A 23345-nucleotide genomic window follows, 5' to 3' on the forward strand; every position below is an offset into this window, starting at 1 on the left:
ACCAACCATGTATAGAATAGACAACCAAAATCAAACAACATATCAGTTCTTTTAAATGGTAAAATAGGGGAAAAGGAGGTTCTAAATAATGCCTTTAGAAAACTCTATGTATTACATAGGAGTTATTATGATTTTAGTAATCATCGGTGCACTGTTTGGCGGGATTATACGTATAATTCGACATACCAGCAATCGCAAAAAGCAAGATCCAGTTGAGCAAAAGTTAGATAGGGTAATTCAACTGTTAGAAAAACAAAACAAAGATTGACCTTACCTCCAAACAGAAGTGATTTGCTATAAAAATCATTAATAGGAGCTAAAACATGAATTTTGCAGAGAAAGAAATTAAGAAAACCAAACAAAAAGTGTTAATTATATTATTTTGTATAGCTGGTTTGTTCGTATACGGAGTGTATTGGGCATTCTTCAGTATGGATCGACTACCTATAGGTGAAAAGATTGCTGAAAAACAATCTCCTGACGGAACATATACATTTAAAGCTTATGTAACAAATGGCGGAGCAACAACAAGTTTTGCTGTTAGGGGAGAGTTAGTATTTAATCATCGTGAATATTTCAAGATAAAGAATGTGTATTGGAATTACCGGGAAGATACGGCAAAGATTGTATGGAAAGACAATGATACAGTAATCATTAATGGACATACGTTAAATGTTCCTGAGGATACATACGATTTCAGAAAAGAATAACTGTAGACTTATAGATACATTGACTACCGTTAACGGGAATTATGGTGCGACAAGAAGTCGCATTCCCACAGGGTAGCTTCTGCTACTAGATTAGATGCAAAGTCTATCTCCATCCGAAACTGCGGACTTGGTAACGGGCTCGTGGGTTGCATGAGGAAATGTGGAAACAGAGAGTCTGTACATGACTCGGAATACCGCTAGGAGAAGACAGGTACGGTGAACGAGAGTGAAGGCTCGTAAGCTTCGTAATCGTTAGCTTGGGATAATGTACAGCTCTACCCAGGTCTTGATAAGAGGAAAGGCATTCTCATAATACTGCCGCGTTGCATCCCGCAACTTATCCGGAGTAAAGAGTCCACCTAACCCTGTCGTATCTGTGGAATGTGAAACTTGGTAAGCCCTATGTCATCTGCGCAAGCAGTAGGATGACTGTAAAGTCAAACGATGTGGCAGAGGGTAAAGGATATAAGAGAAAGCAAAAGCCGCTAGCCGAAAGGAAACAGGAAAGCATAGAAATATGTATAACTGAGCGGATATTGTCGTCCTTACGGACAAACCCATGACAAGCCTGAAAGGGAGCCCACTTCTTATAGGTCTTCAACATGGAAATACATTTGTAAGTTATCTTCTGACGAATAGGAGCGTGCAGTTATGAACACCTCAGAACGAGCGTCGGCGCACGTCTCGTATACAAACTGGAAAGCAGTTCAGATGTATGTGACGAAGTTACGACAAAGAATTTACCGTGCCGAACAGTTACAGCAACAAAGAAAGGTAAGAAAACTTCAACGCTTACTCATGAGAAGCGAAGCAAACTTACTGTTATCAATTAGACGAGTAACACAGCAGAATAAAGGAAAGCGAACAGCAGGTGTTGATGAACATACAGCCTTGAGTCGCAGAGAAAGAAATCTTCTCTATGAGCAACTCAAAAAGTTAAATACGCTATAACACCGACCAAAACCAGCAAAACGTATATACATTGTGAAGAAAAACGGAAAATTGCGACCGTTGGGCATCCCAACTATAAAGGATAGGGTATATCAAAATATAGTGCGAAATGCCCTTGAACCACAGTGGGAAGCCAGATTTGAAGCTATTTCTTACGGGTTTCGTCCTAAGCGAAGTACCCATGATGCCATACGAAGCATTTTCAATAGAATCAACGGGGGCACAAAGAAGAAATGGATATTTGAAGGAGATTTTCAGGGCTGTTTTGATCATCTCAACCATGAGTGGATACTCAAACAAACTTCTTACTTCCCAGGAAGAAAACTATTGAAGCGATGGCTCAAGATGGGATACATGGAGCAAAGCTTTTTCGCGGAAACGCAAGAAGGTACTCCGCAAGGAGGAATTATCTCGCCACTTCTCGCTAACATTGCCCTTCATGGAATGGAAGAAACCTTGGGAATTACTTACAAGAAAAACTATAAAGCTAATGATAGTTATATTATGAATCCTGCTTGCAAATTTACCCTTATCCGTTACGCAGATGATTTTGTGGTCTTAACGGAGACAAAAGAACAAGCACTCTCTGTATATATGAGACTTCGTCCCTACTTAAAGGACAGGGGATTGGAATTAAGCCCTGAAAAGACGAAGGTTACACATATTGAGGAAGGATTTGAGTTCCTAGGATTCTTGATTCGGCAGTACCAAACTGAACAGGGGAATAAACTGTTCATCAAACCAAGTAAGGGCAGTAGACAGAAAGCGAAGAAGAAAATTGGAGATACTTTACGTGTCATGAGGGGTCAACCCATCGGAGAAATCATCCGAGTGCTTAATCCTATTATCAGAGGATACGGGCAATACTGGAAACATGTCGTTTCTAAGAAAATCTTTGGTACAATGGATAGCTATATCTATTGGAGAATCGGCAAACATCTTCGACAGCTCCATCCAAAGAAGTCGTGGAAATGGATATATGCAAGATATTACAGGCATCCACATCATGGTGGAAATGCTTGGACACCAACCTGCCCGAAAACAAATATCCAACTCTTACATATGTCATGGATTAAGATTGAGAGACACAACATGGTGAAATTCAAAAATAGTCCTGATGACCCAACATTGAAAGAATACTGGGAAAAAAGAGACCGTAAGGTATTTGATACGGAAAACACGATGGATAGAATGAAGCTGGCTAGAAAACAAGGTTACCGCTGCGCTATCTGCAAAACTCCACTACAAAACGGGGAAAAGGTAGTCGTAAAAGACATGCCTGTTCCGCAACACCTCATATTGTCTAATTTAAACTTAAAATTAGTTCACTTACCTTGCCTATACTAAAGGGACTGAAATCGGATAAAAAGAAGGCTTGAGCCGTATGATGGGAAACTGTCACGTACGGTTCTGAGGGGAGTTGGGGGCAGCGATGCCCCCCGCTTACCCGACTAAAAAAAGCTAGCATGAATCTAGCTTTTTCATTTTTGATTACGGTTATTTTAATCTCTTTATTTATCATGTTTTGAATGTATACTTTCGTTAGTGATTTTGGAGGAAACGAGTAAAGTGCAATGAAACCATTAAAATTAATGATTTGAAAGTAAACAAATATACAAAAGTTTACTTTCAGGAATAACAAAAAAAGAGTCCTATACTAAGAGGACTTTTTTTCTATTTCCCTTATTTTTTTCCGCAACTGTTTGCCAAGTGAACATGCTCATTAAAAATTTTGTTGTTAATTTGTTTTTCATATTTTTTTAATGTTTCATTTATTTTACTACCAGTTTTACTTTCGAAACTTTTCTCTAGTTCTGATGCTATATCTCTTGTATTTGTTTGTAAATCGTGAAATATCCCTATGTTTTTTTGAAGAGCATATGTATCTTCTTTTATAATATCTATTGATTTAAACTCTACCTCTGTTTTTAACATCATACGCTGCATTTCTTTTTCAATTTGTTTTTTAGCAGCTTGTAATTCATCAACAACCTGATTTGCTAAATCTCCCGCAGCTCCTGCAGCATTTTCGATTTGTTTTTCTATCTTTTTAATTTCTCCCATAAAATCGATCATATAATTATCCCCTTATTTAATTTGAAAATTTGATGCTAATTGGTTGTCTTTATCTCTTAGTGAATTTGCTGCATCACTAATATCATCTCCGAATCGGCTTAAACTCTTTTGTTCTTTTTTTAAAAGATGGATTAATTCTTCTGCTAGGTTTGCGTCATGAAAATAGTCATTTCCACCTTTTCTAATTTTAGCAATTTGTGAGATGGCTTCATCTACTTCGTATTCTTCTAATAAATGATATCTTCCACCTGGCCCTGTTTCATGTTTTAATTGATTTTTTAACTTTTGAACTGCTTCAGCTTCGTTTCTTTGAAACTCTTCTATATTTTTTGCGATATCTGATAATCGATTGCTGAGTGTTTGAATTTTTTTTGCTTGTCTTATAATGTCTTCAGGTTCTAATTTTAATATGGGACTTCCATTTGAATGAAAGGATCCCTTAAATGTATCTCTGCCGTGTCCGTCCATAGTTAAACGTGTAAAAAGTCCTTGTTTTGTATCGTTCTGTCTCACTGTGTATTGCTTACCAATTAGAGGTGCACCGAATTGAGTGTGGTTACCAATCGGGTCATTTTCATGTGTATAATCAGTTGCTTTATTCTCCATTTTCCCTTCATCTACTCGTCTTTTTGCTTCAGGACTTAGTATACGATAGGGATTCGGTGCAGCATATGTAGTTGCATAACAATCTAATTCTGCAGCGATAAGGTCTGCTTCTGCACCACCTTTACTATGTCCAGTGGTATGAAGAGAAGAAGGGTTATATTTTGCTACGATGTCATTTTTTGTCCATTTTAATCCAGTATCAAATGATGTTTCAGAATCAGGTTTTATAGTTTGACTGTTACTTGGAGTAATTACTTTAGAATGTGTTTTAATTCCAAACGTAATCTGATCGATATCTGTTTCGAAATCTGCTAATTGGTTAGGCTCTGTCCCACGAAATGCTAGGATTATCTCATCATAATGTGTTGCATTTTCATCATATTTGTCTGCTGGTACTACCGCGATAGCTTCTAATCCATTTTTTACTTTTTGAGAATCTGCATCTATTGATTCTATGACCCTCCAGGTTTGACCATTAACCCCTTCTATTGAGGCTCCTTTTTGTAAAAATTCATCGTTATAAACATCACTTGATAGTTTGAAAAAATCTTCATCTGTTGCAATGGTATTCTTTTTAAATTCACTCATATGTTTCAACTCATTTCATGGTATATTTTAACTATATTGAAATATAAGGGGATTTCCTATGAAGAAGAAGTTGGTAATTTTCATATCCATTATTTGTATTATAGCAGGAGGGTATTTTACAATGGAATACTTAAAACAAAAAGAAAAAGAAGAAAAGTTTTGGAAAACACAAGAAACAAGAGTAGAAAAATATGTTCATTACAATATTAAAGATGTGAAATCTATTACGTTTACAAAACAAGAGTTGAATCCGATGGGAATCCCTACTATAAAAGGATATATAAATGGTGATCAAGAATTGTGGTTTGTAGCAAGTATTAGTACCACAGAGAATTTTGAAGATCATTTTGGATGTTCTGGAGAACTATATGATAACTACATGAAAAAACCAGCAAAATCGGTATCTAAAATTGAAAAAGAAGAGAAAGCAAAAAACCAAGAGTAGTTCTTGCAATTACTCTTGGTTTCTGTACCCTATTTTAGAAAGAGCATATGTTAACTAGCTTTGAATATAAGGGGATTTTGAAATTGAAAAAGAAGAGAAGGAAAAGAAACAAGAGTGAAGTGACCCCTAAAAGTTAGACACGGTTATTTCATTAGGCAGCTTGATAAAAGTGAGTCCGGTATTGTACCGGGCTCATTTTTAATTTTGCCTTAATCCGTTTCGTATTATAATAATCTATATATTTTTCTAATTCTATTTTAAAGTGCTCTACATTTTCAAATTCTTTTATGTAGAGGAACTCCGACTTCATAATCCCAAAGAAATTTTCTATTACTGCGTTGTCGTAACAGTTTCCTTTTCGAGACATACTCTGGACGATAGCTCTTGATTCAAGTGTCCGGACGTACTGTCTCATTTGATAATGCCATCCTTGATCCGAATGCATCAGTAGCTGGTGGGTTTCGGGTAAACGTTCCAATGCTTTCTCTAACATGTCTGAAACAAGCGAATACGTCGGTCTAGAACCAATTGTATAGGTAATAATTTCACCATTATACAAATCTAATACAGGTGATACATACAGTTTTTCTCCAAACAATTTAAACTCTGTGATGTCTGTTACCCACTTTTGATTCGGTGCATCTGTATGAAAATTACGCTCTAAAATATTAGGTGCAATTCTACCGACTTTTCCTTTATAGGATTTATATTTCTTCATACGCACAACACACTTTAACCCAAGCTCTTTCATAATGCGCTGAACCTTCTTGTGGTTCACTTTCTGGCCACGATTCGTTAATTCATCACGAATGCGACGGTAACCATAACGACCTTCATTTTCCTCATAAATCGCTTTAATCTCAGCTTTCAAATCGGCATCTACATCTGGACGATTCATTTTCTTTACTAAATCATAATACGTGCTTCGAGGAATAGTAGCTAGCTCCACGAGTGCCTTGACCGAATATTTATGCCTTAATTCATAGACTACTTGCGCTTTGTCTTGTTTTGTGATTTTTCCTTGTTTTGAACTAAGGCATTTAACTTTTTTAAGTACTCATTTTCCATCTCAAGCTGTTTAATGCGGGCTTCAAGTGCTTCGACTGACCCTTCAGCTAAAGGTTGTTTTAATTGTTTATTTGAATCTTTTTTCATGGATGGACGCCCCTTTTTCTTAGATTGAAGGGCATCAATTCCTTGTGTTTCGAGCTGTTTTTTCCAAACAGAAATCGTTGAAGGGGCAGGAATATTAAAGATAGCTGCCGTCTCAAATAAGGACATACCGTTTTCAATCATAAAGTTTAGTACGTCTAGTTTAAATTGTTGTGTGTAATTTGTACATCGTTTTAGAAAAGCTTCCAGACCATTCTGTTTATATTGGTTTACCCAATTCAAAATGATTGTGTCACTTATACCGAGCGATCTACCCATTTCTCGATAACTTTCATTTCCGTTCAAATAACGTAGAACGATTTGTATTTTTTCATCAGCTGTAAATTTAGCCATAGAAAAACTTCACCTCCAATTGTTAGACTGTGTCTAACAATTGGGGTGCAGTTCACTTAATCGCACTCTTTTTTTATTATGTTTTTATTAGGACTTATTAAACCTAAGGATACAGTTTCAATTTGATTGAACATCTACCAAAACAAACGAAAAGGTGCATCAATTTTGTGAAAGAGAACCTGCAAACCTACAGATTCTCTTGATAATGATTTATGAAGTAAGACCCGAAAATATAATACAATAATTCAAAAATGAGTTCAAGAGTATTTGGTGATTTAAGCCGCTTTATAATCTTTGTTTTTAAGCTTTTTTCTAATATCCATAAATCCTATAATCATTATCGCCATGCATATTAACTTAAGCCAACGAACCTCCTGGTGGTACATTAGCCCAGAAAAGAATTCATAGGCATATAACAAACCGACAATTGGAAATAGCCAAGTCATAAATTTCAAATCTTTTAGATGAAACTTATAATTATTAATCTTTTTCCACATATGTATCAACTCCTATTATTATGAGGTCCTGTAGTTTTTCTTGATGATATCTTTTATGTTGATAATTAAGGATATAAGGAATCCAACAGCTAGGATACCGTTTAACCAATAATATGTATTTCCTGATGAAAACTTATTATAAAAGGAGATGACATTATAATATACTAGGAGCACTGAAAAGACAGTAGAGAGTACTAACATACCAAAACTTTTCATGATGTTCACCTCGATTCAAAATTTTAGAACTTATTTACAATTTTAAATTCAAATAATTGGATTTACAAGAAGAGGAATAAAAAAGAACCCGTTGGAGTACGGGTTCTTTCAGAAGTGATGATGTATTCTCGGCTAGGGAACTGAGAAAAACACAAAAATATAATACATCGAGATTTAGAGAATTTCAATATTAAATGAAATATTATCGAGGAGGGAATTATATCATTTGATGAAGAAACCAAGGTAGCGTTAAAGCGTATGAATTTTTTAAAAAAATGAGCTGGATATTTTAAGGACACATAAAATTATTGAAATTTTTGTATGAATTCATTAATATGGAAGTATATTTATTGTTTAATTGATTCCGTTTATTCCCACACCTTATTGTGTTGTGGTTGAGTTGTAGAAGCAAGTTGCGTCTTGTTTCATTTATGAAAGGGCTTCTTTGAGCCGATTAGTGTATATATAGCTTATTTTGCTATGCACATTTTTAATCGACTTGAAGAAGCCCTTTTTGTGTTGTTTTCAAGTCTGTTTGATTGTTAGAACCCATTACTACACTGGGCAAAAATTATTTAGGGGGATTTATTTATGAACATCAGTTATGAAGTATCTTTATTTTGTTCTGCGCATCCAGATGAACTTATTCCAAGTTTACGTGCATTACGAATGAGAGTTACAAAAGAAGGAGCATTTTGGGAACGAGATTGTTATCAGTTTTCCATTAAACCATCAAACTTGTCACAGCGAACAGCAAAACAAGCAGGGGAAATCTATTTGTATCATGTTCATTTTAATGGATGTGTACGGGATTTCCTTTTTTTATTGGAAAGATGTTTTAGAGGGACGAGTTTTCGCTTTACTGCTATCCGTGGTTTTTTAGATGTAGAATGTTATTCACTTAAGAAATGGAAACCAATTCTACATAACCACCACATAAATTCTGCAGATGTAGATTGTATTTTCAAGAAAGATGATCTTGTAATGATTGTGCATCAGCATGGAGGTTTAGAGGTGGTTAAGCGTGCGGAAAAAGGCGAACAATTAAAAAAAGTAAACTTCTTAGAGGTAGATAGCTGGTTACAAGCACTAAATCCGACAAAAGAGGATCTATTCTCTTTAACAGGTGTGAGTGTATCGTAATGAGTAATTTACATAACTATATGGAAGTGTACAGACAGAGGGAATGACAGAAATCCGTAGTGCAAAATGACTATGAATTTCTGTCTTTTATTTTATTCAGGAGGATTTTAGTATGAATTTATTTGAACTGTTTGGTTTAGAGGTTGGAGAAGACGTAATGGTACAAGATGTGAGAACAGATAAACAAGTTCGCAATCGATACAGTTATGATGTAGGTGAGAAATTAGTGGGAGCAAAGAAAGAGATACGAGCTTTAAAAGAATCATTTTTAGTATCATTTTCTTTAGAAATTTTAGCTGAAATTGAAAAAGAATCTCCAGTAGAGGCGCTAAATGCATTGGATCGAAACTCATTAATTCCATTCTCTTTTGAACATGAAAAAGAAAATGATGTCCCGCCACGTGTTGCAAAGTTAAAGCAACTGCTAGTGGGCAGAATTAATAAGAAGCCAATTGTAGATACACCGACTGCAAGGAAACTATATGTTCAAGCATGTAGAAGAATATGGCATGAGATACAGTCAATACATACCTCAGAACAATGGGTAAATCTTGTTGTCTCTTATGGTATGGAAATGAGCAATGGTTGGTCTGTATTTAGAAAAAATAAGAATGTAACATTCACATTTAAAAGAATGGTAGAGGAATATTTTGATGAGTTTGTTGATGCAGATGGTATGGAATTATTGATATTAGGAAAGAAATTCATATCACTTTGCACAAATTCAAAAAGTATTAATTCTACGTATCTTCGTGTATCACATGAACTAACATGGAATGATTTACTTACGAAAAAGGTTACGACTCGTAAGAAATTCGCAGCTGCTTGGAGTAGGAAACTGCCAGATACCCTGCAAAGAAAAGGGCCAGGAGTAGAAATTGCTACCAAACCTGAAGACGTAGTTGCTATGTTTGGGTTGAAGGGGATGCAATTTGGTCATTATTGCACTGAACAATATGCAAAAGAGCATATTGGGCATGTATCTGAAGCATTGCATGATTTAGCTCGTATATTAGGGATTCCACCTGAGTATATAGGGTTAGGAGGACGATTAGGACTTGCGATTGGTGCGAGAGGAAGCGGCAATGCATTAGCGCATTATGAACCTTCTACCAAAGTCATTAATTTAACTCGTGATAATGGAGTCGGGGCATTGTGTCATGAATGGGGACATGCATTAGATCATTTCTTATATGATTGTAGTCATGATTTTCAAAATGGCAGTCTTGCTTTCTTATCAAGTGGGAAGAGTATTGGGAATATCTTGCCGGCTATTATCAAGGAAAAGATGCAAGCTGTGTTAGATGCTTGTAAACAAGGAAAAGTGGCCAGAGTAATCAACGTGGAAAATGCCTACAGTAGAAAGTGGTATTTCTTTGGTGGTGTTATCGATAGTTATGATGTGTTTAAAGGAAATCTTTCAAATATTTTAGAATCACATCATGCTAGTTTGTGTAGGAAGCTTGATACTTTATCAGGAGCTACAAAAACGCGTATGGAGCGTAAAATTGAAAAAGAATTTGAGAAAACCGCACAAATGTTAGCTGCATATCATTATAAAAAAACAGGCGAAAAACTTGTTGAAATATCCTATCAAGTGAAAGGGTCTGTATACTTTGATACAGCCATTAAGTTAGATAAGAAGAGAACCAAAAAGTATTGGTCTACAAATCATGAGATGTTAGCTAGAGCATTTGAAGCATATTTAGAATCAGCTTTGCTAGATCAAGAACATAGAAACGATTATTTAGTTTGTGATACATATTCTTTTGTATATCCGTTAGGAGAACAAAGAGAACATCTAAATAGAAGTATAAAGAGTTTAGTGGAAGTAGTTGTTCCATATATAATAAATAGTATACAAGGAGTGGGAAATGATGAATTATAACATACAAAAAGGACAATTTCGTTTAACAACTGCACATCCAAGAGGAAGTTGGTGGGAATTTTATCGTGTTCCATGCCCAATCTGTAATGGTATTGGAAACTGTATGCTGCATGTTTCACAGGAGAAAGTAGCATGTACCCGTGTGGAAAGTAAGTGGGTATACGGTAAAAATTCAAGTAATCCAAGTTATATCCATTATCTAAATGGTAAGAAGCAATACCAATTACCAGATGTAGATGTGGTAAAGGGACATAGTAAGCGTAGTAACGAGGAATTAGATGTATTTAATCGTAATTTAATCGGATTTTTACCGTTAGAGGAGAAGCATCATATACATTTACTGCAAGATAGAAAAATGACTGAAGAAGAAGTACAGATACGTCAATATCGTTCTTTTTTAAAGCAACAAATTGTGTTGGAAGATGATAATACATACACAACTATTTGGGAAAAGTTATTTAAACAAATTGGCAAAAAAGATTGTTGGAAGGGAATACCTGGCTGTGCGAGACGTTCGTAATTGAAAAGATTACGCACCATCTTGAAACGTTGAAATGTAAATAACACCCACAACGAATTAAGATTGTAGAACTCTTAACTTGAGAAGTGGAATGATAGAGTAACGTCTTGAAACGCTTCCCCTAATACTCCGACATGCGCCTTCTAGTTTTGCGACATAAGAAGGGGTCTGAAGCTCGGTGAAGTCATCTGAAAAATTACCGAAGTACCTATTTTAACAGGCAACCGAAAAGGATCTCAGAGGTGAGTCCCGTAGTTGATAGGGTGGGGGTCACAAAAAATTAGATATGGTGAGAATGAATAAAATGGTATTCTGACGAACTTCCGAATGTACGGGTCGAATATTCGCATACCAGAAATGGTATGGGAAACGAAAGTTTCTATGTCCAGTGGTGGATACGTTATAGCCTGGAAAAACCACCATGCAATGTTACAGGCATTGGATAGGGCATCGGCTTAAAGGAAGCATCTAAGTCTAAAATTGATAAAGTTAAGGGAACGTCGAAAGCTAATGATGTGGAGAGCGCAAACTCTATGAAACAGTAAGGAGGAAACGGTATACCGAGGGAACTTCTTTTAACATTAGTGAGAGTAGTGGTAGGAGCAAAGAAGGTTCTGTAATGGAACTGGAGCAATAGCCACAAGTCGACTCTTTAAAAGTCATATAACCTCAATCGCTCATGGAATTCTCGTATGACTTAAAAGGTCACGAGCCAAGATTGGAGCGTGATAAAACATGAAAAGGTCTAGAAAAGAGGGACTAAAGGATAACTCGCTTAGACATTCTGAATACTACGGTATGCAGGAATCACAAGACGAGTTATATGCCAAAAGTCTAAATGGAGGAAACTTCAAGCAGTTAATGAAAGTCATAACCTCTGAAAGTAATATTCTTTTAGCGTTTAGAAATATTAAACGCAATTCAGGAAGTATCACAGAGGGGATTGATGGAGTTACTATCAAGGATGTTGAGAAACTCAGTCAAGAAGATTTCATCAAAATTGTTCAAAAAAGATTTTCTAACTATACCCCACGAAAAGTGCGACGCGTAGAGATACCAAAGCCTAATGGGAAAACGAGACCACTCGGAATTCCATCAATGTGGGATAGAATTGCGCAACAATGTATAAAACAAGTACTTGAACCTATATGCGAGGCAAAATTCAACAAACACAGTCACGGTTTCCGTCCAAATCGAAGCCCTGAAACAGCTATGGCAGATGCAACCTTGAGGGTGAATCGAAGTCATATGCAATATGTAGTTAATGTAGACATACAAGGATTTTTCGATGAAGTTAATCACAAAAAACTCATGCGTCAACTATGGACTATGGGAATACGAGATAAACAACTTCTTGTAATCATCCGAAAAATGTTAAAAGCCCCAATAGTACTGCCCAATGGTGAAATGCAATATCCAAACAAAGGTACACCACAAGGTGGAATATTAAGTCCATTATTAGCCAATATCAATCTAAATGAATTCGATTGGTGGATAACAAATCAATGGGAAGACAGGTTGTTAAAGGAATTGTCATTAACCATTAAAAAGGGCGGACATGTTGACAAGTACCCACATTACAGTAAAATGCGCAAAACAACGGCTTTGAAAGAAATGTATATTGTTCGATATGCAGATGACTTCAAAATCTTCACCGCTACGAAATCGAATGCACAAAAAATCTTTAAAGCATGTGAGATGTGGTTGCAAGAACGCCTAAAACTACCAATTTCGAAGGAAAAGTCAAAAATCACAAATCTCCGTAAGGAAAGTAGTGAATTTCTTGGTTTTGAAATCAAAATGGTAAAAAAGGGAAGTAAGTTAATTGCAAGAACACACATATCAAACAAAACCAAAAAGAAAATCCAAAAACAATTTGAAGATCAAATCGCTGTAATTCAAAGAAGTAAAAATGAGGGACTAAAGAATAAAGCTATTGTTCGCTACAACTCTATGGTAATTGGCACACATAATTACTATGAGATTGCGACCGAGGTTAATAGGGATTTAGCAAGCATCCATAAACACCTAAATATAAGGATTTACAACAGATTACATGTTAATAGGAAAGGGAAGTACAAAGGGAAAGATAAAGGAATTAAAAGATACATGAAATCAGCAATGGTTCGATATCTAAATGATATTCCTATTCTACCACTAGCGTATATCAAGCACAAAAGCCCCAAAAATAAGGATACAAAAATCAATAAGTATACACCACAAGGTAGAGAATTGATACATAAAAATCAATCTGCAGTGCCTGAATGGAAAATACAATGGTTAAGAGAACACCCTGTCATTAGTCAACGAGCAACTGTTGAATATAATGACAACCGAATCTCTCTATTTGTAGCCCAACATGGCAAATGTGCAATTACTTCCGAGGAACTAATACTATCAGACATGCAATGTCACCATAAAACACCTTGGAAATATACGCAAGATGATAGTTATAAGAACCTAATCCTAATATGTAGAGATGTACACACATTAATCCATGCAACATCGCCTGATGTGATCGGAGGTCTAATGGAGAAGTTGAAGCTAAACGAAGGACAACTCATTAAGCTAAATAAACTTAGAAAACAAGCGAAAAATGAAATGTTAGAAATCAATTGACAAACAAAACATTAACAAAAGTAATAAACCTTTAGATTGAGGAAACACAAAGACATTAAACAGTCGATGGAACGCCGTGTGCGGTGAAAGTCGCACGCACGGTGTGGGGCGGGGGAAAAATTGGAGATAACATCAAAGATTTACCTATCGCACCCGAAATGGGTAGGCGCTACCCCAGAGGGAAATATCCTTTGGGATGCGTCACATTTTATGAAATGAAGAAAGGACAACTTTCTCTTCGTTTAATGGCAGGTTTTCCAGGAATTATGATTCCATTCCGAAACCAATATAATCAAATTGTTGGTTGGCAAGTACGTGTAGATGAAGTAAAGAACTCTGTTCATGTGAAATCTGGACCTACAGGTATACAAGCCGAACTACTACAACAGCCTAATATTGTGAAAATAACGAAAAACGGTGATTGTATCTATGAAGGAAAACTAGAAATAGGGAAAAATAAAGAATTATTAATCGGCGGGGAAAAAGTTATTGTAAAGATACATAAAGGTCAAAAATACTTATGGATCTCTTCAGCAAATAAAAATGAAGGAACCGGTGCGGGAGGTAGTGAAAATCCACTTCCTGTACATGTAGCAGTACCAAGCTCACATTTGAAACATCGGAAGTCTGGTACGCTGCACAAAACAAAATCAGTAATGATTACAGAAGGGCCGATGAAGGCGGATTTGATTGCCGATTTACTTCCTCAAAGACTAAATAAAGAAGAAATAGCTAAAGTAGGGACAACAGTTCTTGCGATTCCGGGTGTAAATGCATGGAGAATCGTTATGCCAGTATTAAAAGATATGGGCGTAGAAAATGTATACTTAGCATTCGATGCTGACTTAGTAGAGAATGAAAAAGTAAGAGCCGCCTTAATTGCTTTTGCGACAGAGTTAAAGAAAGAGGGCTATAACGTAATTATTGCAGCATGGAACCCAGCACAAGGGAAAGGTTTAGATGATGCGATGCAAGCTTCTTTCAAGCCTGTTTTTCGCACAATATAAAAAATCGTTGTGAACTTAAAAGAAAGTTGTACATTTTACAACAAAGTAGCAGTATTAGTGTAAAAATTTCTTTTACAATACACGTAACAGTTTAACTAGGGGATTTTATATAAAAGAAAGGTGTGTATGAAGGATATGGATATTATGCAACAATTAATGGACGTAGACAAAAAAGCTAGGGAACAAGAAAGAATGGAACTCATTCAACGATTTTATAGTGAAGGAGTTTCTATCACGACAATTGCAAATGCGACAAATATGTGTGAAGAGGATATTTCGTATATGTTAAATAACTAGTATCCATATATGGTGAGATGAATAGAGGGGGAAAAGATAGAATTGTAATTCTATCTTTTTTTATGTCCTAAAATACAATTTTAAAACGAGAAAGGTAGAGGAAGAACATGAGTGTCTATGTAAAAAAGAATCTAGTAAATTTACGAGTTGATTATGCTTTTAAGCGTCTGTTTGGAGTAGAAGGAAATGAAGATATATTAATAGGGTTTCTTAATGCGGTACTACAATCATCTATTGATGAAGAAATTACATCTTTGCACTTAGATGATCCGCATCTTCCAAGAGAGCAGAAGGATGATAAATTATCTATTTTAGATTTGCGAGCTACTCTGAATAATGGTATAAAATTAAATATAGAGATTCAAGTTCGAGACAAAAAAGATATGATAGAGCGTTCTTTGTTCTACTGGGCTGGCATGTATTATTCTCAAATGACTCAAGGGATGAAGTACACAGAATTAAGACCAACCATTTGCATTAACATAGTAGATTTCATTCTGTTTCCAGAAGAGCAAGAGTTTCATAATGTTAATACAGTGATGAACAAGAAATCGAAGCGCATTATTACTGAAAATATGCAGTTGCATTTTCTTGAAATTCCAAAAGTGATTCAAGAATGGCGAGGAGAACGAATGAATCCATGGGAAAATTCTTTAGCGCGTTGGTTATTATTATTCCCTGCGCATGAGGATGAGAAATTAACAACAATCCTGGAGGCGATAGCAATGGAAAAAGATCCAGTTTTGAAAAAAGCAATAGAGGATTGGGAGCGTTTAAGTAGCGATAAGGATTTTTTACGCTTATATGAGGCTAGAGAAAAAGCAATAAAAGATAGAATATCAGAAATAGAAACGGCAGAAGAAAAAGCTACCAAGAAAGCCACAGAAGAGACTAGAATTGCAACTAAGATAGAGATAATTCACAATTTAATTCATGTCGGTGTACCTATAGAGAAAGTAGCGGAAGCCACTGAATTAAGTGTGGAAGAGGTTAATGAAATTTTAAAACATAAAGAGTAAATATAAATGATCAAAAATAGGTAATTGTGATTACAAACAATTACCTATTTTTGATTTTTAATTGATGCCCATTTTGTGATTATAACTATATTTTTTCTTGCTTTAGGATTTCCTCTAATTCATAACGAAATTCATTAGTCTTCTTAACATCCTTTAAGATTGCCTCAAGATCCTCTTTTTTAACAAGTTCTCTAATGGAATAGTTAAATACCATTAATCTACCGTATCTTTGTTCAATCTCTTTAAACCACGTTTCTTTTTTCAATAACTTAAAGTTTTTACGAATCATTTTTTACTTTTTTGAAGGAATCGACATAACGATCCCAACCAATACATCACTGATTAATTCACTCATGAACAAGTCTCCTTTTTCTTTCATTTTAACATTAAGAAAAAACGATATGTCGTACAAAATTGAATATATAGCTAGTTATCTAGAATACAGTTTAATTTAAAATATTATATCTGCACTTATTTTTTTGTGGTTAGCCTTGGTTTGAATCTACACATTTTTTTTGCTACAAATTTGAATACGATATAATAAAAATGGTATGGTACGATCCAAACAAAGTAGACAAAAAGTAATAAAGGTGTAAATAAGGGGTTGTATTTTTAAAATCGTATTGCTATAATATAAACGTAATAAGATTTTACAATAAAATATAAATTTAATCAGTTCGCATATAAGAGAAGACCTCAATATGCGCCATGTCCTTAGGGGACGTGTGCGTGTATTGGGGTCTTTTTGCGTTTTGCGAGCAAAAACACCCGGAGGTGCAGGAATTATGTTGAATTGGTTGTCTGCAAAACTTATGACAACATCAGTAGGAGATTTCTTACTGGCAAAAAATAGTTTTTCGAAAGGGCTTGGTGGTAATGGTGGTGGCGGTAATGCTGAAACCGTTCAAAAAAGCATGAACACTTTGGTGAAAACCTTAATTGGTTTTGGGGGAATTTGGGTAGCAGCTTGCGTTGTATTTGCAGCTATTAAACTATCTGGAGCACAAGGGAAGAACCCTGAAAACCGTACACAAGCTATGATTGGTTTAGCTTGCGCGGCAATTGGAGGCTTTGTCATGATCAAAGCTTACGATATCGCTGCTTGGGTTACGACAATCTAACATAAGAGTTTGTACAAGCTCTCCTCTATTTGGGGAGAGCTTCTCTTATACAAGGGAGGAAACAAAATGAGAAAAGTAACCGTTCCTGTTGATATGACTTCGGAACAAAAAACACTATTAGGTGTGCTGAGCAAACGCCAATTGATTTATCTATTAGGTGGCGGAGCATCCCTTTATTTATATGTACCATTTTTATGGCGACTATTTGCACCTATTGATGCGGTAGTAGCGTTTTTTATTTGCTTAATTTTAGCACTACCGACGGTAATAGGTGTTATAACGTTTGCGTTTATATATAAAGAAAAACAACACATGTATCTAGATAAGTATCTACTTATTAAAATGCGTAGCCGTTCCGAAAAAGGTAAGTGGAGAAAAGGATACGAGCCAACTACATGGGCAAAGGAGAACTTATAAATGTTAGAAATGATATATTTTGCAGCAATAGCCATTGTGGGATTTTTCTTTTATCGGAAAATGAATGGAAAACCGCTGTTTGGTTCTAAGAAAAAAGGGAAAAAGCAAGGTGGAGTAGAGAAACACACTACTGAAAAAGCTGGAAAGAAAAATAAAAAAAATACGCCTGCTGAATCGGAAATTGATGAGGATAATGTTGACTTCTTTCGTGCTTTTGTAGAAGACATTAAGGAAATCGATAATCATATGATTCGATATCATGATGATACATTTGTTCTGATTGCGGAAGCACATCCAGTTAACTATTATTTACTCTCCAATATGGAACAAGAAGCAATTGATATCAAAATTGAATCATGGTTAACCACATTAGAATTTAATACGAAAGTATATATTCAAAGTAAGTTTGTGGATTTAACAGATCCTGTACGCAAAATGACAGAAACGATGAAAGGTGCGAAGGACCTTACACCAGAGACGGTTCTATATGGCCAAGAAGTTATCGATAACTTAGAGTACTGGCAGCGTTCGCAACCTCGATATGAACAAAAGCGTTATTTAATTTATCCATACAAGGTTGATATTAGTACGATTACTGCTGATACAGAGGAAGAGTTGGAAGAAAAGATTGTGGATAAGGCGTTTAACGAATTATATCGCCGTTATAATGCTTCTCGAAATCTACTATCGAAAGCAAAAATTAATGTAGAAATGTTAACGAAAGATAAATTAATAGAACTTTTATATGTAGCATTTAACCGTCGGAAAGCTGTAAAAGCTCGTTTCCAGGACTTAATTGAAAATGAGAATTTCTCCCTCTATTCAACAGGGGAAACAAATGAAAGAAAACTAGAGTTAATGAAGAAAGTGCTAGCAGAAGAAAAGGCAGAAAAATCAAATAACGGGGTGGCGTAAACATGAAGTTGTTCGGAAGAAAGAAAAAGGAAAAGAAAAAAATAGAAGCAGAAGAGAGGGACGAATTGGAGCTAGAGGAGGAAGAGTTGGAAGAAGAGGAAGTACCGACGCAATTAGACAATCAAACAACAGTGTTTGATGTTATTGCCCCAGAAGGAATGAAAATTGATGCAGAAGATTATGGGGTTATTAAACAATCTTTAGGAAGTAATACGTTCTTCCGTCCGTTTTATATTCCACGTGATGGATATCCACGTATGATGCAAACGAATTGGCTGAACATGTTAACTTCAGCCGGGGAAGTGGATGTCATGATTGATATTCATAAAGAGCCAAAAGCTAAGGCAATGCGATCATTAGATATGCAGCTGACAATGTTACGTTCGAATCTTTCTTTCCAACGTACACGAGGAAACATTGACCAAGAAAAAGACTTAGATGCAAAAATTCAAGATACAAACAATTTAATGGATGAAATCCAGTTCAATGAAAACGACTCGTATATGGTGAGTACAATGGGTGTTGCTTACGCAGAATCAAAGAAAGAATTGGACGTTTTATGTGAGTATATTGAAGATGAAATGCAAGCATCTCATTTTAAGATAGCAAGTACTTGGAACCGTGTGAAAAGTGGTTTGAAAGCTACTATGCCACTAGGGGCACCAAATACGCTGCAAGATACTTATCGGAACATCGATAGACGTGCTCTATGTACATTTGCACCCTTTGTGTCAGGATCCGGAAGATTTAACGGTGGTATACCAATAGGAAAGAATAAAATTACTGGCCAAGTAGAATTTTTAAATTCATTCGGGAATGCAGATTATCGTCCACCAAACTATAACATTGGTGTGACAGGAATTTCAGGTTCCGGGAAAAGTTTACTTTTAAAAATGAAGCTCGCTCGTGAAACATCACTTGCAGATACACATGCAATGATTATCGATCCAGAGGGAGGTGCGACACGTTCCTAAGTGAAAAGCTTAGGCATTGTCGAACTTACAGTTCAACAGTGAACTGTCATTCCAAGAAGTCAAATGATAGGGTAACGCCTTGAAGGGCTTCCTTTAATACTCCGACATGCAGTGAAGTTAGCAAGAACTGAACTGTATGAAGCTCGGTGAAGTCGGTTGAGAGTTACCGTAATCCTATAGGATACGAAAGTCACTCAGAGGTGGGTGGTGTAACCTATAAACCGGAAGTCTATAAATTACCTATGGTTAGTATGCACTATGAACCAATAGAGTATGGTATGTGCGGACGAATCTCTGATGGTACGGGTCTATATCGGAAGTAAGTCGAAAGGCTTACTGACACAATTAGTGTCGCTACTGTGGATGAGTAAAACTCGCCTTTATGAAAGTCCATATATTGTTACAGGCAATATCAAGGTAGCAGGCTCATAGGAGAAACCTAACGGTATATGCACAGATAGGAATGACGGAACGTGGTAAGCTGTCAACACTGAGGGCTTGCTTCCGATGAAGTGGTTCTAGGGAAAACAATTGTAAATTGTATAACCTAGGTTTATGACAGTGAAAGTGGTGGCACAGTACCTATGAAACGTGTAATGAACGTGGAGGGATAGCCACTAGTCGATTGAAAACTGACTGTTACTTATGGTTGACATGGTTTCGAGTAAGACTAAAGAGATGTAAACCTCCAGTAAATAAGGGGAGGTTACAGCCCATGTTAAAGAAAACTAAACTAAGGCACAGTGAATATTACGACATGCAAAGAAAGTATGATGAGTTATATTCTAATAGCCTTAATGGTAACAATTTCTATAAATTAATTGATATTATCGGTTCGGAAGAAAATATTAGATTAGCATACCGCAACATCAAAACTAATAAGGGGAGTAACACGGCTGGAGTTGACAATTTAACCATTAAAGATATTTGGCACCTAAACGATACAAAGATTATTCATGAAGTTAGGAAACGATTAAATAACTATCAACCACAAGCAGTTAAAAGAGTCCTTATCCCAAAAGAGGGCAGTGATAAGAAGCGACCCCTGGGGATTCCAACAATTTGGGACAGATTAGTACAACAATCTATCCTCCAAGTATTGGAACCTATTTGTGAAGCTAAGTTTCATAACCATAGTTATGGATTTAGACCGAACAGAAGTACACACCATGCACTAAGTAGAGTTGTAAGTCTTATTAACATAGGTCACCAACACTACTGTGTTGATATTGACATTAAGGGGTTCTTTGATAATGTATGCCACAAAAAGCTATTAAGGCAAATGTGGACTCTGGGAATAAGAGACAAATCACTTCTATGTGTTATTTCAAAAATCCTTAAATCTGAGATAGAAGGAGAGGGTATTCCCAATAAGGGTACTCCGCAAGGAGGAATTATTTCTCCTTTACTTTCCAACATTGTTCTAAATGAACTTGATTGGTGGATAAGTAGCCAATGGGAAACCTACAAACCTCACAGAATCTCTACTCGGCATTTAGGGTTTCGACAATATGCTAGGAAGTACACGAATCTAAAATGTGGTTATGTAGTGAGATACGCGGATGACTTCAAAATAATGTGTCGGACTTATGATGAAGCACAACGCTTTTATCATGCGACAGTTGATTTTCTCAAATCCCGCTTGGGATTAGAAATTAACCCCAAAAAGTCCAAAGTGGTTAATCTCAAGAAAAACTCGTCAGTTTTCCTTGGATTCAAAATCAAAGTGGTTAAACAAGGTAAAGCTAAATTTGGATATATTGCAAAAACCAGTATGTCCGACAAAGCTATTACAAAAGCTAAAAGACAACTAAAAGAACGAATCAAAGGAATTCAAAAGGAGCCCACTTCAGAGAAAGTTACTCAATTTAATTCAACCCTTCTTGGTATACAAAATTACTTTAAATATGCAGTTACAATTTACATGGATTTAACGGAGGTAAATTACTCTCTGCGAAGAGTCATAAGAACCAGACTTAGAAACAATATGAAGCACATGAAGTTCTGTGAAACATCTGTGAATTTTAAAAGGAAGACCAAAGGAATACAACCTAACACTAAGATTTACGTTGTACAGAACACTCCACTCTTACCAGTTACAGGAATACATCATAAAAACCCGTGGAATTTTTCGCAGGTTATCTGTAACTATACGGAAACGGGGCGTAATAAAGTACATAGTAATCTTAAGGCAATACCTAAGGATGTTCTCAACCAAGTTATGAGGACTTATTCGAAGAATAAAAGTATTGAGTACAACGATAATAGGATATCAAAATACGTTGCTCAATATGGTAAGTGTTATGTAACTGGTGAGGAAATTGGTATTGAACGTGTTCATTGTCATCACATTGTTCCCATTAAACAAGGTGGGGATGACAAGTACAACAACTTGGTAATTGTAGATTGGTTTATACACAAACTGATTCACATGACGAATCTTAATAAGATTACACATTACCTTCGGTCTTTTAAACTTAACAAGAAACAAATGGATAAACTGAATGTGCTAAGAACTAAAGCTGGAAATGAACCGATAGTAACATAATTTGATTTTAAAGTCAGTTGGAAACGATGGAACGCCGTATGCTAGGAAACTAGCACGTACGGTGTGAGGTGGGGGAAAAGGTGGAGATTACATCAAAGCCTTACCTATCATCATAGTTTGTAAAAATTACAAAACGTTTAGGTGGTATTAACCTAAACATTTCACCTGAAAGTAATATCATTATTAACCCTTGTGCAATTGCTGTAACAGAGCTTCAGATTACGGATAAAGATGAAGAACTAGAAGCACTTGAACAATATGATAAGAAAGAACTCGTAGAACGTGATGGCGTAAAGTATGTGAGATTTGTACCAATTTTAGAGAAAATCAATGAAATACTAGGATTCTTTGACATTATTATTCGTGGGCAAGACTTTGATCAACCAGGATTAAATGTATTCCAACGTACGATGCTAGAAGATGCAATCCGTGAAGTGTTTGATAAACATGGTATTACTTCACATCCTTCTTCTTTATATACAGATGAAGTGAAGAAGGTGGATGGACAATTAATTCAGTCTCAAGTAAGAAAGCCAGAGCCGGAGTTAAAAGAAATCTACGATGTCATAGTAGAACATCATGGAGACGATGTGAAGGCAGAAGAGTTAATCGCTGCGATTCGTCCGTTCTTACGTGATGGGTCAAAACCATTATTTGATGGGCAAAGTCATTTTGGTCGTGGTGTAGAAACACAGTTAAATGAATCACGTGTTGTTAACTTTAATATTAGTCATTTAGAAGAAGGATTCTTAAAACCAATCGCTTTCCACGTTATCTTGAACTATATTTGGGAGCACTGGATTAAGAGTCCAGAACACGCTATCAAACGAAAAGTACTGTATGTGGATGAGATGTGGCAGTTTATCGATTATGAACAAACGGTTAACTTCTTAGAAAAAGTAGCACGTCGTTCACGTAAAAGAAATGCCGGTATGTGTTGGGCAAGTCAGGACTTTGTTCGTATTTTAGAAAATGTAAAAGCTCGTGGTATCTTGCAATCTACTTTCTCTTATTTCTTCTTAGAACAAAATAAGATTGATAAGAAAAAGATTCAAGAGAACTTTAACTTAACTGCTGGGGAGTTAGATATTATCCTAAACAACCCTGGAAAAGGAGAAGGAATCTTCCGTGTAGGAGATAGTTCGGTTTGGATTCAAACAGATCCATCAGATAAAGAAATGATGTTTATTGAATCGAATGAAGCGGTACTTCAAGAGCTTTTAAACAATATGAAGAAAGTACAAGGGTACGCAGGATAGTAGCGTACCTTTGTAAAGGAAGG

At 35.9% G+C, this 23345-nt stretch carries 18 protein-coding genes and 5 pseudogenes; 17 read left to right on the forward strand and 6 right to left on the reverse strand.

Features of this window, described 5'->3' with window-relative positions:
- The first annotated feature begins 88 nt into the window (after positions 1-88).
- The 3 genes and pseudogenes from QCI73_RS27950 (at position 89) to ltrA (QCI73_RS27960) (ending at position 3008) form a co-directional block, all read left to right on the forward strand.
- Positions 89-268, forward strand: coding sequence for a DUF4083 family protein (locus QCI73_RS27950; protein ID WP_071741322.1), 180 nt, complete (start codon positions 89-91; stop codon positions 266-268).
- A 55-nt stretch (positions 269-323) separates the two neighbouring features.
- Complete coding sequence (locus tag QCI73_RS27955; RefSeq protein WP_270394529.1) at positions 324-710, forward strand: DUF5412 domain-containing protein; 387 nt, start codon at positions 324-326, stop codon at positions 708-710.
- Positions 711-1361: 651 nt separating this feature from the next.
- Positions 1362-3008 (forward strand): annotated as a pseudogene (ltrA, locus tag QCI73_RS27960) (group II intron reverse transcriptase/maturase).
- A 336-nt stretch (positions 3009-3344) separates the two neighbouring features.
- Here ltrA (QCI73_RS27960) and QCI73_RS27965 read toward each other — a convergent pair.
- Both QCI73_RS27965 and QCI73_RS27970 read right to left on the reverse strand, forming a co-directional pair.
- The gene (locus tag QCI73_RS27965; RefSeq protein WP_000564895.1) at positions 3345-3737 is read right to left on the reverse strand and encodes a hypothetical protein; all 393 of its coding nucleotides are present in this window, start codon (positions 3735-3737) and stop codon (positions 3345-3347) included.
- Between the two features lie 12 nt (positions 3738-3749).
- Complete coding sequence (locus QCI73_RS27970) at positions 3750-4931, reverse strand: alpha/beta hydrolase family protein (protein ID WP_071741324.1); 1182 nt, start codon at positions 4929-4931, stop codon at positions 3750-3752.
- A gap of 58 nt (positions 4932-4989) precedes the next feature.
- On the opposite strand from QCI73_RS27970, the gene QCI73_RS27975 reads away from it, so the two are divergent.
- Positions 4990-5376 (forward strand): DUF1433 domain-containing protein, encoded by a 387-nt coding sequence (locus QCI73_RS27975; protein ID WP_071741325.1) that lies wholly within the window; start codon positions 4990-4992, stop codon positions 5374-5376.
- 151 nt (positions 5377-5527) lie between these two features.
- Here the strand turns inward: QCI73_RS27975 and QCI73_RS27980 are convergent.
- The 3 genes from QCI73_RS27980 to QCI73_RS27990 all read right to left on the reverse strand — a co-directional run bounded on the left by QCI73_RS27980 (position 5528) and on the right by QCI73_RS27990 (position 7595).
- A protein-coding gene (locus QCI73_RS27980; protein WP_085959128.1) for an IS3 family transposase occupies positions 5528-6882 on the reverse strand; the annotation gives its coding sequence in 2 pieces (ribosomal slippage) (positions 5528-6429 and positions 6429-6882; 1356 coding nt in all).
- Between the two features lie 275 nt (positions 6883-7157).
- Entirely contained in the window at positions 7158-7379 is a 222-nt protein-coding gene (locus QCI73_RS27985) for a hypothetical protein (RefSeq protein ID WP_071741337.1), read from the reverse strand.
- 18 nt (positions 7380-7397) lie between these two features.
- The gene (locus QCI73_RS27990) at positions 7398-7595 is read right to left on the reverse strand and encodes a hypothetical protein (protein ID WP_071741338.1); all 198 of its coding nucleotides are present in this window, start codon (positions 7593-7595) and stop codon (positions 7398-7400) included.
- A 591-nt stretch (positions 7596-8186) separates the two neighbouring features.
- Between QCI73_RS27990 and QCI73_RS27995 the strand changes: the two genes are divergently transcribed.
- The 7 genes and pseudogenes from QCI73_RS27995 to QCI73_RS28025 all read left to right on the forward strand — a co-directional run bounded on the left by QCI73_RS27995 (position 8187) and on the right by QCI73_RS28025 (position 16088).
- The gene (locus tag QCI73_RS27995) at positions 8187-8738 is read left to right on the forward strand and encodes a hypothetical protein (RefSeq protein WP_270394933.1); all 552 of its coding nucleotides are present in this window, start codon (positions 8187-8189) and stop codon (positions 8736-8738) included.
- Between the two features lie 112 nt (positions 8739-8850).
- The gene (locus QCI73_RS28000) at positions 8851-10626 is read left to right on the forward strand and encodes an LPD1 domain-containing protein (protein ID WP_270394936.1); all 1776 of its coding nucleotides are present in this window, start codon (positions 8851-8853) and stop codon (positions 10624-10626) included.
- A pseudogene (locus QCI73_RS28005) lies at positions 10616-11128 on the forward strand (hypothetical protein); the annotation flags it as partial. The gene QCI73_RS28000 and the pseudogene QCI73_RS28005, both read left to right, overlap by 11 nt.
- A 753-nt stretch (positions 11129-11881) precedes the next feature.
- Entirely contained in the window at positions 11882-13765 is a 1884-nt protein-coding gene (ltrA, locus tag QCI73_RS28010) for a group II intron reverse transcriptase/maturase (protein ID WP_000830948.1), read from the forward strand.
- Positions 13766-13959: 194 nt separating this feature from the next.
- Positions 13960-14772, forward strand: a pseudogene (locus QCI73_RS28015) (DUF3854 domain-containing protein); the annotation flags it as partial.
- A 135-nt stretch (positions 14773-14907) separates the two neighbouring features.
- Positions 14908-15069, forward strand: coding sequence for a hypothetical protein (locus QCI73_RS28020; protein ID WP_162230662.1), 162 nt, complete (start codon positions 14908-14910; stop codon positions 15067-15069).
- Positions 15070-15176: 107 nt separating this feature from the next.
- Entirely contained in the window at positions 15177-16088 is a 912-nt protein-coding gene (locus tag QCI73_RS28025; protein WP_048519935.1) for an Rpn family recombination-promoting nuclease/putative transposase, read from the forward strand.
- Positions 16089-16173: 85 nt separating this feature from the next.
- Here the strand turns inward: QCI73_RS28025 and QCI73_RS28030 are convergent, their stop codons facing one another.
- The gene (locus tag QCI73_RS28030) at positions 16174-16377 is read right to left on the reverse strand and encodes a hypothetical protein (RefSeq protein ID WP_353824142.1); all 204 of its coding nucleotides are present in this window, start codon (positions 16375-16377) and stop codon (positions 16174-16176) included.
- 412 nt (positions 16378-16789) lie between these two features.
- Between QCI73_RS28030 and QCI73_RS28035 the strand changes: the two genes are divergently transcribed.
- The 6 genes and pseudogenes from QCI73_RS28035 to QCI73_RS28060 all read left to right on the forward strand — a co-directional run.
- Positions 16790-17209, forward strand: a complete 420-nt coding sequence (locus QCI73_RS28035; RefSeq protein WP_001996082.1) for a hypothetical protein — start codon at positions 16790-16792, stop codon at positions 17207-17209.
- Between the two features lie 66 nt (positions 17210-17275).
- Positions 17276-17626 carry a PrgI family protein gene (locus QCI73_RS28040; RefSeq protein WP_001233532.1) on the forward strand — a complete coding sequence of 117 codons (351 nt, stop codon included), beginning with the start codon at positions 17276-17278 and terminating at the stop codon, positions 17624-17626.
- Positions 17627-18541, forward strand: coding sequence for a hypothetical protein (locus QCI73_RS28045; RefSeq protein WP_000892008.1), 915 nt, complete (start codon positions 17627-17629; stop codon positions 18539-18541). It abuts the gene before it with no gap.
- 2 nt (positions 18542-18543) lie between these two features.
- Positions 18544-19497 (forward strand): annotated as a pseudogene (locus QCI73_RS28050) (hypothetical protein); the annotation flags it as partial.
- A 733-nt stretch (positions 19498-20230) separates the two neighbouring features.
- Positions 20231-22063 carry a group II intron reverse transcriptase/maturase gene (ltrA, locus tag QCI73_RS28055; RefSeq protein ID WP_000914978.1) on the forward strand — a complete coding sequence of 611 codons (1833 nt, stop codon included), beginning with the start codon at positions 20231-20233 and terminating at the stop codon, positions 22061-22063.
- Positions 22064-22179: 116 nt separating this feature from the next.
- Positions 22180-23322: pseudogene (locus QCI73_RS28060) on the forward strand (VirB4 family type IV secretion system protein); the annotation flags it as partial.
- Positions 23323-23345: the final 23 nt, after the last annotated feature.

This window comes from Bacillus cereus group sp. MG16 (assembly GCF_040459875.1).
In the GTDB taxonomy this organism is placed as follows: domain Bacteria; phylum Bacillota; class Bacilli; order Bacillales; family Bacillaceae_G; genus Bacillus_A; species Bacillus_A paranthracis.

Coding starts and splice junctions, on each gene's coding strand:
- QCI73_RS27950 (WP_071741322.1), top strand. CDS start 89: ATGCCTTTAGAAAACTCTATGTATTACATAGGAGTTATTATGATTTTA.
- QCI73_RS27955 (WP_270394529.1), top strand. CDS start 324: ATGAATTTTGCAGAGAAAGAAATTAAGAAAACCAAACAAAAAGTGTTA.
- QCI73_RS27965 (WP_000564895.1), bottom strand. CDS start 3,737: ATGATCGATTTTATGGGAGAAATTAAAAAGATAGAAAAACAAATCGAA.
- QCI73_RS27970 (WP_071741324.1), bottom strand. CDS start 4,931: ATGAGTGAATTTAAAAAGAATACCATTGCAACAGATGAAGATTTTTTC.
- QCI73_RS27975 (WP_071741325.1), top strand. CDS start 4,990: ATGAAGAAGAAGTTGGTAATTTTCATATCCATTATTTGTATTATAGCA.
- QCI73_RS27985 (WP_071741337.1), bottom strand. CDS start 7,379: ATGTGGAAAAAGATTAATAATTATAAGTTTCATCTAAAAGATTTGAAA.
- QCI73_RS27990 (WP_071741338.1), bottom strand. CDS start 7,595: ATGAAAAGTTTTGGTATGTTAGTACTCTCTACTGTCTTTTCAGTGCTC.
- QCI73_RS27995 (WP_270394933.1), top strand. CDS start 8,187: ATGAACATCAGTTATGAAGTATCTTTATTTTGTTCTGCGCATCCAGAT.
- QCI73_RS28000 (WP_270394936.1), top strand. CDS start 8,851: ATGAATTTATTTGAACTGTTTGGTTTAGAGGTTGGAGAAGACGTAATG.
- ltrA (WP_000830948.1), top strand. CDS start 11,882: ATGAAAAGGTCTAGAAAAGAGGGACTAAAGGATAACTCGCTTAGACAT.
- QCI73_RS28020 (WP_162230662.1), top strand. CDS start 14,908: ATGGATATTATGCAACAATTAATGGACGTAGACAAAAAAGCTAGGGAA.
- QCI73_RS28025 (WP_048519935.1), top strand. CDS start 15,177: ATGAGTGTCTATGTAAAAAAGAATCTAGTAAATTTACGAGTTGATTAT.
- QCI73_RS28030 (WP_353824142.1), bottom strand. CDS start 16,377: ATGATTCGTAAAAACTTTAAGTTATTGAAAAAAGAAACGTGGTTTAAA.
- QCI73_RS28035 (WP_001996082.1), top strand. CDS start 16,790: ATGCGCCATGTCCTTAGGGGACGTGTGCGTGTATTGGGGTCTTTTTGC.
- QCI73_RS28040 (WP_001233532.1), top strand. CDS start 17,276: ATGAGAAAAGTAACCGTTCCTGTTGATATGACTTCGGAACAAAAAACA.
- QCI73_RS28045 (WP_000892008.1), top strand. CDS start 17,627: ATGTTAGAAATGATATATTTTGCAGCAATAGCCATTGTGGGATTTTTC.
- ltrA (WP_000914978.1), top strand. CDS start 20,231: ATGTTAAAGAAAACTAAACTAAGGCACAGTGAATATTACGACATGCAA.